The sequence below is a fragment of the Paenibacillus sp. FSL R10-2199 genome (genome assembly GCF_038000235.1).
In the GTDB taxonomy this organism is placed as follows: domain Bacteria; phylum Bacillota; class Bacilli; order Paenibacillales; family Paenibacillaceae; genus Paenibacillus_AQ; species Paenibacillus_AQ phytohabitans.
The window spans coordinates 2829771-2843783 of record NZ_JBBOBO010000001.1; the positions used below are offsets into that span (position 1 = coordinate 2829771).

Annotated in this window: 6 protein-coding genes; 5 read left to right on the forward strand and 1 reads right to left on the reverse strand. The window is 57.8% G+C overall.

Translation table 11 applies throughout. From position 1 onward, the window contains the following. Positions 1-39 precede the first annotated feature (39 nt). Together NYE33_RS12300 and NYE33_RS12305 are read left to right on the forward strand one after the other, a co-directional pair. Positions 40-1746, forward strand: a complete 1707-nt coding sequence (locus NYE33_RS12300) for an ABC transporter ATP-binding protein (RefSeq protein ID WP_341065940.1) — start codon at positions 40-42, stop codon at positions 1744-1746. Then, positions 1743-2570, forward strand: coding sequence for an energy-coupling factor transporter transmembrane component T family protein (locus NYE33_RS12305; RefSeq protein WP_076245033.1), 828 nt, complete (start codon positions 1743-1745; stop codon positions 2568-2570). Before NYE33_RS12300 ends, NYE33_RS12305 begins: the two co-directional genes overlap by 4 nt. Positions 2571-2658: 88 nt before the next feature. Here the strand turns inward: NYE33_RS12305 and NYE33_RS12310 are convergent, their stop codons facing one another. Continuing rightward, complete coding sequence (locus NYE33_RS12310) at positions 2659-3648, reverse strand: Na/Pi cotransporter family protein (RefSeq protein WP_076245031.1); 990 nt, start codon at positions 3646-3648, stop codon at positions 2659-2661. A 102-nt stretch (positions 3649-3750) separates the two neighbouring features. Here NYE33_RS12310 and NYE33_RS12315 point away from each other — a divergent pair, with 102 nt between their 5' ends. The 3 genes from NYE33_RS12315 (at position 3751) to NYE33_RS12325 (ending at position 13695) form a co-directional block, all read left to right on the forward strand. Next, the gene (locus NYE33_RS12315; protein WP_042141546.1) at positions 3751-5151 is read left to right on the forward strand and encodes a class I SAM-dependent rRNA methyltransferase; all 1401 of its coding nucleotides are present in this window, start codon (positions 3751-3753) and stop codon (positions 5149-5151) included. Between the two features lie 772 nt (positions 5152-5923). After that, a complete protein-coding gene (addB, locus tag NYE33_RS12320) occupies positions 5924-9508 on the forward strand; it encodes a helicase-exonuclease AddAB subunit AddB (RefSeq protein WP_336103841.1) in 3585 nt (1194 codons plus the stop codon). Further along, positions 9505-13695: a UvrD-helicase domain-containing protein gene (locus NYE33_RS12325; protein ID WP_341065944.1), complete on the forward strand. Its 4191-nt coding sequence runs from the start codon at positions 9505-9507 to the stop codon at positions 13693-13695. The genes addB and NYE33_RS12325 overlap by 4 nt, the downstream gene beginning before the upstream one ends. Positions 13696-14013 lie beyond the last annotated feature (318 nt).

Sequence of the window (14013 nt, forward strand, 5' to 3'; positions counted from 1 at the left end):
AGTTAGGATACGTAAATCAGCATATGAGGAAGGTTACCCATGAGCAAAACGGTTATAGAATTCACCGATTTCACCTTTAAATACCGGGCCCAGCAGGAACCTACACTGCATAAGATTAACCTGAAGATTCATGAAGGCGAGAAGATTCTGATTGTCGGGCCCTCCGGTTCAGGCAAAAGCACCTTGGCCCATTGCATCAATGGCCTGATTCCTTTTGCGTATCCGGGCGAAATAAGCGGTACTCTTACCGTTAAAGGGACAGACACGAAGGAGCTGGGGATTGCCGGCCTGTCGGAGGTGGTGGGGACTGTACTGCAGGACCCGGACGGGCAGTTTGTCGGCCTGACCGTAGGCGAGGATATTGCCTTCAGCCTAGAGAATGCAGCGGTTCCGGTGCAGGAGATGCATGAGCGGGTAGAAGCTGCGGCAAGAGCGGTCGATATTCAGGAGCTGCTGACAGCTTCTCCGCAGGAGCTGTCCGGCGGACAGAAGCAGAAGACCATGCTGGCCGGGGTACTGGTCAGTAATGTGGACGTCCTGCTGTTCGATGAGCCGCTGGCCAGCCTGGACCCCTATACGGGAACCGGGGCGATTGAGCTGATCGACCGGGTGCAGCGTGAGACCGGCAATACGGTCATTATTATCGAGCACCGGCTGGAGGAAGTGCTGCACCGGCCGGTGGACCGGATCATTGTCATGAATGAAGGATTGATTGCGGCGGACCTGCCGGCTGCGCAGCTGCTGAGTTCACCGCTGCTTGCAGAGTCAGGCCTCCGGGAGCCGCTCTATCTTACTGCGCTCAAATATGCCGGCTGCGAGATTACACCGGAGATGAACCCGCAGCATCTGGACGGGATCAGGCTGGAGACCGGAGCCGCCAGGCTCCGCGCCTGGTATGAGGCCAGTGAAGTACCGCAGGAGGAGGAAGCAGCACCTGTGCTGCTTGAGCTGCGGGATCTTACCTTTGGCTATGACAAGCAGGCGAAGGTGCTGCAGGGGTTGTCCTTCAGCGTCCGCCGCGGCGAGATGCTATGCATTGCCGGTAGGAACGGTGCGGGCAAATCAACGGTGTCGAAGCTGATTTGCGGGTTCTACAAGCCGTCAGCGGGAAGTATTCTGCTGAACGGGCGGGATCTGGCAACGGATACGATCAAGGAGCGGGCAGAGCATATCGGCTTCGTGATGCAGAATCCGAATCATATGATCTCCATGACGCTGATCTATGACGAGGTTGCCCTCGGACTTAAGCTGCGGGGCTTCGCGGAAGAAGAGATACGCGGGCGGGTACATAAGGTCCTCCGGATTTGCGGACTGTATGAGTTCCGCGAATGGCCGGTTTCAGCGCTCAGCTACGGGCAGAAGAAACGGGTGACCATTGCCTCCATCCTGGTGCTGGAGCCGGAGGTGCTCCTTCTGGATGAACCCACCGCCGGACAGGATTACCGGCACTATAACGAGATTATGGAGTTTCTGCGCGGACTCGGCAGCTCCGGGATTACGGTGATTATGATTACCCATGATATGCACCTGATGCTGGAGTACGCGGAGCGGACGATTGTGCTGGCGGAGGGCAGGAAGCTGGCGGATGCCCGGCCGGAGGTGATTCTGACGGACCGGGATATTGTGAGCAGCGCCAACCTGAAGGAGACATCACTGTTTGCTCTGGCAGTGAAGGCGGGACTTAACCAGCCTGTGGAATTTGTCCGGCGGTTTATCGAATATGACAGGGGGAACCGGCGCGGATGAAAGCTAAGATGCTAACCTATACCAAACAGGATTCTCCGGTGCACCGGTTGACGGGGGCAACGAAGCTGATTATTTTTGCCGTGTGGTCGGTCTCTGCCATGATTACCTACGATACCCGCTGCCTGCTGCTGATGCTGCTCTTCAGCCTGGCCGTATTCCGCATTTCACGGGTCCGGTTTCAGGAATATGCCTTTGTGCTCTACTTCATTCTGCTCTTCTTCCTGCTGAATCACATCGCGATCTTTGCCTTCTCACCGCTGGAAGGTACACGAATCTATGGCACCCGGCATGATCTGCTGCATCTCGCCGGACGTTATACGCTGACGGCGGAGCAGCTTTTCTACCAATTCAATATCGCTCTGAAGTATGCCGTGGTCATTCCGATGGCGCTGCTGTTCCTGCTGACGACAGATCCGAGTGAATTCGCCGCCTCGCTGAACCGGGTCGGGGTCAATTACAAGATCGCTTATTCCGTTTCACTGGCCTTGCGCTATATCCCCGACATCCAGCAGGATTATGAGAATATCTCATTCTCGGCACAGGCGCGGGGCATTGATATCTCCCGCAAGGAGAAGCTGCCTAAGCGGCTGAAGAACATCGTATCCATTCTGCTGCCGCTGATTCTGACCAGTATCGAGCGGATCGAGAAGATCAGCACCGCGATGGAGCTGCGCGGCTTCGGAACTGGCCGCACCCGGACCTGGTACCGGGCCCGGCCGTTTACCCGCAGCGACTATGCTGCGCTGTGTCTGATGGTGGGGATAGCCGCAGCCGCGACGATTATTACTTTTTATGACGGCTCGCGGTTTTATAGTATTTTCTGAGGGGGATGCTGGAAGTGGAGCTTCCGTAGAACTGCGGGGCGGATTGAAGTATAATAAGACAGTTGTAATCCTGGCCGGACGGTATGGATTAGAGCTGAAGCCGCTGCTCCAGCCTGGTCCATACGGGCAGGTAGCACAGCGGCAGTACCCCTAGCGAGCACACAACATTGAAGATGGTCTGGGCATGGGCGAGCTGTGCGGCAGGTCCGCCGCCGATCCAGGCAGAGAGTGACTGCAGCGGTCCGATGAAGGGCAGGAAGAGCAGGGCGCCGCCGACATTGAGCGCCACATGCGACCAGGCAACGAATACGCCGGACGGCGTGCTGCCGATGGCGGCGATTACGGTCGTGACGCAGGTGCCGATATTCGCGCCCAGCACGATGGCGATTCCCAGCTCCGGCGGCATGACGCCGCTGGTCGCGAGGCCCATCGCCATGCCGATCACCGCCGCGCTGCTGTGCACCATCGCGGTCAGCACGGCACCTGCTGCCAGTCCCCACAGTGCGCTTGTGGCGGCATGCCCGAGGAACCAGCGGAACAATTCGCTGCCTTCAAGGGCGGGGCCGACCGACTGCATGACCGCGATGCCCCACAGGACCAGGGCGAAGCCGGCCACCGCGAGGCAGATGAATTGCAGCGGCCCCGAGATCCGGCGGCAGGCTTCAACCAGCCGCCATGCCTGCGGGGATAGCTCGCCGGCCATCACTGCGGCCGCCCAGAGGCATAGCGCGGCGGCCAGCAGCGGCGCTGCCAGTGTGCTGATCTGCAGGCTGATCAGCTCTGTAGTCAGGCAGGTGCCGATGTTGCTGCCGAGGATAATGCCCAGCGTCCGGGCATAGGTCAGCAGCCCGGCATTGACCATACCGATGGTCAGCACGGTTACGGCCGTGCTGCTCTGCAGCAGCGCGGACAGCAGGCTGCTGGCAATCAGGCCTTTGGCCGGCGTAGAGGTTGCCTTATGCAGACTCCGGGTTAGCAGCGGGCCGGCGAGCCGCGACAATGAGGCTTCCATCACCTTCATGCCGGCGAGAAAGATGACAAGGCCATAAATGACAGGGAACAGCAGGTCACGGATCATAAGGACAGGCTCCTTTTTGGACGGGGGTTGTACACCAATATATGAAGGCATTGCATGGGACATGTATACAAATCGAGCTACAAGAACAGGGAGTTGAAGTCATTGGCATCGGTAATTCTGGAACGAAACCGTAAGAAAAGACTGGAACAGGGACATCCGTGGGTCTACGCCAGCGAAGTAGCCTCGGTAGACGGGGAGCCGCAGGCAGGGGGACTTGTGGATGTGCTGAATCATCAGGGGCGTTATCTGGCCACAGGGTATTACAATCCGGCCTCGCAGATCCGGGTAAGAATTCTGTCGCAGAGTAAGCTTGCGGCGATGGACACGGTATTTTTTGCCGGCCGGTTCGCAAGCGCTCTGCAGCACAGGGAGCGTTTCCTGCCGGGTGCGGATGCTTACCGCCTGGTGTATGGGGAAGCGGATTTCCTGCCGGGGCTGATCATCGACCGCTTCGGGGAGGTTCTCGTCGTACAGCTGCTGACGCTGGCGATGGATCAGCACCGCTCCGAGATTGTGGAAGCGCTGGTACAGGTTATGGCGCCGCGCGGCATTTATGAGCGCAGTGACGTCAGCGTCCGCGAGCTCGAAGGCTTAGAGCAGACCACAGGCGTGCTCTACGGGGAATGCCCGCGCCACATCACGGTAAGCGAGAATGGATTGAAGGTTATCGTCGATATTGAAGAAGGCCAGAAGACAGGCTACTTCTTCGATCAGCGCGAGAACAGAGCCTCCATCGCTCCGCTCATGAAGGGCTGGGGCGGGCGCAGCGGAATCACGCTGCAGGAGGTAGCGGCAGAGGACGGATCACTCCAGACGCTGCCGGTCAACAAAAGCGGTAAGCCGGTCACCTTCCCGTTCTGGGACGGCGCAACCGTGCTGGAATGCTTCGCGCACACCGGCAGCTTCACCCTGCATGCCTGTAAATACGGCGCCAAGAAGGTAACCTGCCTTGATGTGTCCGCGCATGCGATTGAGAGTGCAAAAGCCAATGTGGAGATCAACGGATTCACCGACCGGGTGGAATTTGTAGTGGATGATGCGTTTGCCTTCCTGCGCAATCAGGTTAAGGGGCTGGAAGAACGCTCTGAGCGGGCGACAGGTCCGGCGGCAGAGAGCAAACCCGGCGCTAAGCCGGCTGCCAAGGCGGATACCGCGAAGCCGATGACAGCAGGCGGCGGACGTACCTGGGATGTCGTTATACTTGATCCGCCCGCTTTTGCCAAGACCAAAAGTGCTGTAGCAGGCGCTGTCCGCGGCTACAAGGATATCAATCTGCATGGCATGAAGCTGGTCAATGAAGGCGGATATCTGGTTACGGCCAGCTGCTCGTACCATATGCAGCCGCAGCTGTTCCTGGAGACCATCCAGGAAGCGGCCAAGGATGCCGGCAAAGTGCTCCGGCTGATCGAGTGGCGGGCCGCAGGCAAGGATCACCCGCAGATCCTCGGCGTGGACGAAGGGCATTATCTGAAGTTTGCCATCTTTGAAGTGCGCAGCAAATAATGATGTTAGTTCAAGCCGGAAGGCTTGTCTTGAGAGTCTCAGCTACTGAGGCTCTCTTTTTTTCTTACAGGGAAGTTGCTGTGCACTGTAGCGGGGAACCGTCAGCAGAGCGAAGCGGACTGAGAAGCTCCTATTTCTCCAAAAAACCTCAGAATGGGGCTTAAGCGGACTGAGTCCGTTATGTTGCCGGCTGGATTCCATTAGCAGCTCTGACTGGTCCCTTAGCGGAATCTGAGTCCGTTTGCCCGGCGAATCCGCCTGATCTGCTCATATAACGGAATTTCAGTCCACTTCCCGGGCTGGGGATCATGAACTACGTAGCGGAATCGCGCTGGGTGCTGCCCTGCACTTGAGCCGGAATCAGCAGAGGAGTGACTCTGCTGATTTAATTGGATTTTCTCCATCTAATGAACCGGTTTCTACTTCCGGATTGATGCTAGATGGATTTATGACACTTAATTCTGCGGCTATCCCGGTTATATATCCGATCCGGCTAAATAATACACTCCATCCAGGCTCTCCCGACCAGCCGATCCATGGCTCCGGGAGAGTCTTCTTTGTTGTTGACCTTGGTTGCTGTGGCCTTTAAAAAAGCGGCAGGTATTTGCAAACAATGGCAAACGTACGTTCTGGAGCGCGCGGTGGAGGTATGCTATACTATTGGGACGAGATTATTCATAGATTCTGATATTCATCAGGCAATCCGCTTCTGTGTGTGCAGCAGCAGGGCGGCCTGCATTCTAATTCTCCGCCACGGAAGGAGTCTGCTGATATGACGGTTAACTTTTTGATCGGACGCTCGGGCAGCGGCAAGACAACTACAATATGGGAGACGGTATCCTCACGGCTGAAGACAGAGCCGCTTGGAGCGCCGATAATTATACTTGTCCCTGAACAGGGATCATTCGGTGCGGAGCGCGGTCTGTTGGCTGCGGGCAACGTGAAGGGCAGCATCCGCGCCCAGACACTCAGCTTCTCGCGGCTGGCCTACCGGGTGAAGCAGGAGACCGGCGGCAGCGCGAGTCTGCCGATCAGCGAGGAAGGCAAGAAGATGCTGATCTATAAGATCGTCAACCGGCGCAAGGAGGAACTGAAGCTGTTCGGCGCCTCCTCGGACCGGCCAGGATTCGTGGAACGGCTCAGCGACCTGCACACGGAGCTCAAGCGCTGCTGCCTTGGAGCAGGTGACCTCGAAGAACAGCTCGGCAGAATGCGGGATGCCCTGGGAGGAAGTCCGATTCTGGCCGGCAAGCTGGAAGATCTGCACCTGGTCTTCAGTGAGCTGGAGCAGGAAATGTCACAGCTCTACATGGATCAGGAGGACAGGCTGGCTGAGCTGGCTGAGCATATTCAGGATTCCGGCTATATCCGGGGATCCGAGATATGGGTAGACGGGTTCCACGGGTTTACCAATCAGGAATTCATCGTACTGCGTGAGCTTATGCAATATGCTTCGGGGGTGACCATTGCCCTGACGCTGGACAGGATCTATCCCGCAGGCCAGGCACCGCATGAGCTGGAGCTGTTTCACCCGGCTGCGGTTACGTATATCAAGCTGCGCGGAATGGCCGAGGAGATGGGCCTTACAGTCTGGGATCAGCTTCTGGCGCCGCCAGCACTTCCAAGGTTCAAGGACAGTCCGGCTCTCGCCCATCTGGAGCGTGGATTCCAGCGCCGGCTGCGCTGGAACGGAGCAGCCGGGCAAGCGGAGGAGGCAGTCAGTATCCGGGCTGCGGCCTCCCGCCGGATCGAGGTCGAAGGCGTGCTGCGCGAGATGCTGAGCCTGGCCAGAGATTCAGAGGCCAAGTATGGTGAGATGGCTGTATTCATGCGGAATATGAGTGATTATGAGCCGCTGATTGCTCCGCTGTTCCAGGACTTCGGCGTTCCGTTCTTCCTGGACCAGAAGCTGAATGAGCTGCACCATCCGCTGGTGGAATTCATCCGTTCCGCTCTGGATGTAGTCCGCCGCCGCTGGCGCTATGAGGATGTGTTCCGCTGCGTGAAGACCGAGCTGCTGCTTCCGCTGGACGGAAGTATTACGCGCGCCAATATGGATGAACTGGAGAATTACGTGCTGGCCTGCGGTATTCACGGGTACCGGTGGACTGACGGCCGTTCCTGGAAAGGCATTCCCCGCCTCTCGCTGGAGGGCAGTGAGGCTGTAGATGAAGCCATGCTGGCCAGAATGGAAGCCTGCCGGAGCGCGATCACAGGACCGCTGCAGGCTTTTGAGCAGAGGGTCAAAGCCAGCCGCAGCGGCCTGGAGCTGTGCAGAGCAGTATATCTGCTGCTTGAGGACACAGAGGCGGCGCGCAAGCTGGAACGGATGGGGGCGGAGTCTCTGGAGCAGGGACGCCCGGAAGCTGCCCGTGAGCATAACCAGCTGTGGGGGGCTGTGCTGGATCTGCTCGATCAGATTGCCGAGATGATGGGCAAGGAAAGAATGGAATTTGAACTGTTCGCCGGCGTGCTGGAAACAGGGCTGGCTGAGCTCAAGATGGGGCTAGTCCCGCCTGCCCTTGATCAGGTGCTGGTCGGAACGATGGACCGTACGCGGGTGTCGGGAGTGAAGTATGCCTTCCTGCTGGGCTTCAATGAAGGTGTGGTTCCGGCACAGTTCAAGGAAGACGGGATTTTGTCCGAGGGAGAGCGTCTGCTGCTGGAGAATGCCGGTATGGAGCTGGCTCCCGGCTCATCCCGCAAGCTGCTGGATGAGCGCTTCCTGATCTACAATGCGCTTACAACTGCCAGCAGGAAGCTGTGGATTAGTTACGCATTGGCTGATGATGAAGGCAAAGTGCTGCTGCCCTCGGAGATTATCCGCCAGCTTCAGGGCATGTTCCCTGAAGGGCTGGATGAGAAGTATCTGTCAGGATTCCCCCAGGGAGGGGAGGCAGCTGAAGACAGCATGTCTGCACAAACGGAAGCGGTCCACATGAATTTCATCGGCCATCCTGAGCAAACCCTCCGCATGCTGATGCTTCAGCTCCGGCAGTGGCGCCAGGGGGTAGAGATTCCCCGATTGTGGTGGGATGTCTATAACTGGTTTGCGGCCGATGGACATGCGGACAAACCGGTGAACACACAGGCAGCGGCTGCTGGGCAGGCAGAAGTCTCAATGAAGCTTCAGCTTGAACGGCTGCTGGGCTCGCTGTTCTACCGCAACGAAGGGATCAGGCTGAAGCGGGAGACCAGCCTGCGGCTGTACGGCGGCTCCACACTGCGCGGCAGCGTGTCGCGCATGGAGAAATTTGTGGCCTGCTCCTTCTCTCATTTCGCTTCTTACGGGCTAAGGCTGAAGGAACGCCAGCTCTATAAGCTCCAGGCCCCGGATATCGGGCAGCTGTTCCATGCGGCTCTAAGCCAAATGGCGCAGCGGCTGCAGAAGGAGGGCCGCAGCTGGGGCAGCATGACGGCCGAAGAATGCCGCCGTGAGGCGGGTGAGACGGTAGACCGTCTGTCCCCGCTGCTGCAGGGCGAAATTCTGATGAGCAGCAAACGTTACAGCTATATCTCACGCAAGCTGAAGAATATTGTCGGCCGCGCTTCAGTGATCCTCGGCGAGCATTCGCGCAGAGGGAGCTTCGAGCCGGTCGGGCTGGAGCTGGATTTCGGTCCCGGGAAGGATCTGCCTCCGCTGAGAATTACACTGCCGAACGGCTGCGTAATGGAGGTGGTCGGCCGGATTGACCGTGTGGATATGGCTGAAGGCGAGCAGGGTATTCTGCTGCGGGTCATTGACTACAAATCAAGCCAGAAGGATCTCAAGCTGCACGAGGTCTACTATGGATTGTCGCTGCAAATGCTGACCTATCTTGATGTGCTGCTCACCTATTCCGAGCAATGGCTTGGCCAGGCTGCACTCCCGGCAGGCGCGCTCTATTTCCATGTTCATGATCCGCTGCTAACCTCAGCCAACGGAATGAACCGGGAGCAGGCGGAGCAGGAGCTGATGAAGCGCTTCAAAATGAAGGGTCTGCTGACGGCTGACCGTGAAGTGGTCTCACTGATGGATACCACACTCGACAAAGGCTATTCCTCTATTGTTCCGGTAGCGCTGAAGAGCGACGGCAGCTTCTACAGCAGCGCGTCTGTAGCTACCCCGGAGCAATGGGGTCAGCTGCTGTCTTCAGTGCGGAGCACGATTTCGGATATCGGTACGCGTATTACGGAAGGCGATGTGGCTATTCAGCCTTACCGCATCCAGCAGGAGACTGCCTGTACCTTCTGCTCCTTCCGCCCGGTCTGCCAGTTCGACGAGGCTGTGGAGGGCAATGGCTACAATAATCTGAGTAAGCCTGGCAAAGACGTAATCTGGGATCTGCTGTCCCGCAAAGGAGGAGAAAAATTGTGAGCATACATCCTGTAACGGAAGCGAAGCCGGAAGGGAGTCTGTGGAGTGACGACCAGTGGCGCGCCATTGCCGAGAGCGGCAGCGATATTCTCGTCGCGGCAGCAGCGGGTTCCGGTAAAACTGCGGTACTCGTAGAGCGCATTATCCGCAAAATCAGCAATGAGGAAGCAGGCTTCAGCGTGGACCGGCTGCTGGTAGCGACATTCACCAAGGCTGCAGCCTCCGAGATGCGGCAGCGGATCCGGGAGGCGCTGGAGCGCAAGCTGGAAGAGGACACAAGCGGTGAGAACGAATATCTGCGCCGCCAGCTTGCTCTGCTGGGCAGAGCCTCTATTACTACGCTGCATTCCTTCTGTCTTGAAGTGATCCGCCGGTATTATCAGCTGATTCCGATTGATCCGGGCTTCCGTATACTCAATGAGCATGAAGCGGAAATGATGCGCCAGGAGCTGCTGGAAGAGCTGATGGAGGAGAAATACGGTGAGGTCACTGAAGACGGGGAAGATAGCGTATTTGTCCGGCTTGTGGACTGGTTCAGCGGTGAGCGCAGTGATGACGCCGTGCATTCGCTGATTCAGCGGCTGCATGATTTCGCGCGCAGTCATCCCTGGCCGGCACAGTGGCTGCGGGATACGGCTGCTGATTTCTCACTGCCGGATGCGGAGTCCTTGAGCCATACCCCTTGGGTACAGAGCATTCTCGCTGAAGCCAGGCTGACGCTGGATGGTGCCATCAGCCAGCTGCTGCAGGCCCGCGAGATCGCGCTTCAACCCGGCGGACCTGCTCCTTATGCGGATAACCTGGCGGCCGATCTGGATATGGCGCAGGGATTACGGGATGCGGTAGAATCGCAGCCATGGGCTGAACTCTATGATATTTTCATGGAAATCTCTTTCGGCAAGCTGAAGCCCTGCAAGAAGGATGCAACCGATCCCGGCCTGCAGGAGAGTGTTAAGGCAATCCGGGATCAAGTGAAGAAGAGCCTGCTGGAGCTGCAGAAATCCTTGTTCGGGCGCCCGGCGGAGTCTTTCCTGGGTGAACTCCATGAAGCGGCACCGCTGATGCACGAGCTGGCGGAGACGGTTATCGGGTTCGGTGAACGTTACCGGATGGAGAAGGCGGGCCGGGGGCTGGTGGATTTCAGTGATCTGGAGCATTACTGCCTGCAGATTCTGCGCCATCCGGACTCGGTTCCGGGGCATTCCCTGCCTTCTGATGCCGCGATGGAATACCGCAGCCAGTTCGATGAGGTGCTGCTGGATGAATATCAGGATACCAACAGCGTACAGGAGGAGATCGTCCGGCTGATCTCCCGTGAGTTCCCCGGCAACCGCTTTATGGTCGGGGATATGAAGCAGAGTATCTACCGCTTCCGCCTGGCTGAGCCGGGGTTGTTCCTGGACAAATACCGCAGGTTCAGCGCTGAACCGTCTGCTTGCGGTAACGGCAGCGGCCTGCTTGCCGGTGAAGCGGATCCCCGGACTGAAGCCAGTCCCGGGCAGAACGATAATGGCGGCGGTTCGGTCATCGATCTGGCCCGCAATTTCCGCAGCCGGCTGGAGGTTGTGAATGCCGTAAATATGGTTTTCCGGCAGATCATGGACAGCAATGTCGCGGAGATAAGCTATGACGAGCGTGCAGAGCTGGTCTATGGAGCCAACTTCCCGGGAGCGGCGGAGAAAGGGCCGGATACTTATTTTGCGCCGGAGCTGCTGCTGATTGATAAGGGGACCTCTGCATCCGGTCAGCCGGAGGAAACCGGGGAGGACGATGAGCTGCCCCAGCAGGAGAATGAGGCAGTAGAGAGTGAGACTGCACAGCTGGAAGCACGGGCCATTGCCCGGCGCATCTCGCAGATGACAGGAATGACCGGCGGGGAACCGCTGCTGATCTATGATAAGTCACTGCGGATCATGCGTCCGGTAGTATACGGTGATATCGTCATCCTGCTGCGTTCCGCCCGTGTGTGGACGCCGCTGATGATTGAAGAGCTGCGGAATGAAGGCATTCCGGCATACGGCGACCAGAACAAGGGGTACTTCCAGGCTACCGAGGTGGAGATCGCCCTCTCGCTGCTGCAGATTGTCGATAATCCCCGCCAGGATATTCCGCTGGCCGGTGTACTGCGCTCGCCGGTGGTGAATCTGCGCGAGGAAGAACTGGCCAAGGTGCGCCTATGCAGCACCGGAACGTTCTATGACGCGCTGGTTGCGGCATCCGAAGCTGGGAATATACCGGGGGACAATCCTCCGGCGATGGGTTCAGCGGGTGCTGCCCTGCGGGTGGAGCAAGGCGGCGATGCAGGCGGTGATTTAACGGCAGAGACTGCTGCCGCGTATGATCTTTTTACAACATCAGAGCAAGAGGCTCTGCTTGAAGACAAGGCTGCCGAGACAGAAGCCTCTGCGGCGCTGACGGCTATTCATCCGCAGCTGCGGATGAAGCTGAAGACCTTCCGGGACATGCTGGAGGACTGGAGAAACGCCGCCCGGCAGGGAAGCTTAAGCGAACTAATCTGGCGTATTTACCGGGAAAGCGGATATCTGGAATGGGTTGGCGGACTTCCCGGAGGCTTTCAGCGCCAGAACAACTTGAAGGCATTGTATGACCGGGCCGTTCAGTTCGAGAATGAGACCTCAGCCAGAGGCTTGTTCCGTTTCCTCGTCTTTATCTCACGGCTGAGAGAGAACGGCGGCGATCTGGGCGTTGCCGGGGGCAGCAGCGAGGAGGCTGGAGGTGTCCGGATTATGACGATCCATAAGTCCAAGGGTCTGGAGTTCCCGGTTGTATTCCTGGCAGGCATGGCCAAAATATTCAACCGCCAGGATCTGCATTCCCCGTTCCTGATGCATAAGGAACTCGGCTTCGGTCCCCGCTTCGTGGAGAGGGAGACACGGGTCAGCTACCCGACGCTGCCTTACCTGGCCATCAACCGCCGTTCACGGCTGGAGCTGCTGGCTGAGGAGATGCGCGTGCTCTATGTCGGACTGACCCGTCCGCGCGACAAAATGATCCTGGTAGGCACGGTCCGCGATTTGCCGCGCACAGTATCCGGCTGGACTGCTATGCAGGGCCGGGAGGAGCTGCTCCTGGCAGACCATCTGCTGGCCCGGGGCCGCAGCTATCTGGACTGGGTGGGACCGGCGCTGATCCGCCATCCCGCAGCCGCTATTCTGCGCAAGCTTGCGGGTAGTGAAGGCACGGTATCTACGGTGCTTCACGGCGATGAGTCCAACTGGAGCATATCGGTGCTCGGCGCTGCGGAGCTTGGCTCCGGATCTTTTCTGGCAGCAGACGGTGACAGTGACAAGAACGAAGAACGCCGTATAGCGCTTGAGGCGCTCCGTCAGGGCAGGACTGTGCCTTCGCTGGGAACGGCCTCAGCAGGGCAGATTGCGGACAGGCTACAGTGGATCTATCCGTATGCGGCTGCTTCCGGCATTCCCGCCAAAACATCGGTGACCGAGCTGAAGGCACTGCTGTCCATGCAAGACCAGCCCTCCCTTGATTTGCTGGAAGAAACCTATATTCCCGGGGGAAAGAAGACAAGAAGCGGCGGTGCCGGATATGGGGACAGCCTGCATCTGCAGCGCCCGAAATTTATGGAAAAGCGGGGACTTACCCCTGCTGAGCGCGGAACCGCGTATCATACCGTTATGCAGCATATTCCGCTGGATGAACCGGTGGACCGGTCTGTTCTCGAGGCTACACTTGCGCGACTTGAACGGCTAGCCATACTCAGCAAGGAGCAGGCAGACGCGGTTGAACTGGGCGAAGTAGAGGATTTCTGTACTAGTGAACTGGGCCGCAGACTCTTTAAGTCTTCCTGGAAGACCAGAGAGCAGCCTTTCAGCTATAGCGTTCCTGCAGACGAGGCTTACCGGGGGCTGGCATACCTGGACGAAGCGGCAGCGGGACTCCCGGCTGACGGTGCCAGAGGAGCCTTCGATGAGACCGTTCTGATTCAAGGGGTAATCGACTGTCTGTTCCGGGAAGAAGGGCGCCTGATTCTGCTCGATTACAAAACAGATTTCGTCCCGGTGCAAGAGGGCGGGCTCGAATCGCTGACTGAGAAGTACCGCTTCCAGCTGGAGCTGTACAGGAAGGCGCTGCTTGATATTCTGGGCGAGCCGGTCAGCGAGGTCTGGTTGTACTTTTTCGATGGCGGACATGCTATGAGGCTGTGAGAATAAGGATTAGAGGCTAAGAGGCTAAGTGCTAAGAGTGCTAAGAGTGCTAAGAGTGCTAAGAGTGTTAAGAGTGCTAAGAGGCTAAGAGTGCTAAGAGTGCTAAGAGTGCTAAGAGTGCTAAGAGGCTAAGAGTGCTAAGAGTGCTAAGAGGCTAAGAGTGCTAAGAGACTAACAGACTAACAGACTAAGAGACTTAGGATGCTATTAGACAAGAGGCTAAGGATTCTCATAGACTTAGAGATTTAAGAGAATGAGAGATTTAACATATATAGGTTGAACATGAAAGTATATAGACAGGGGAATGTGGCGCGGAAC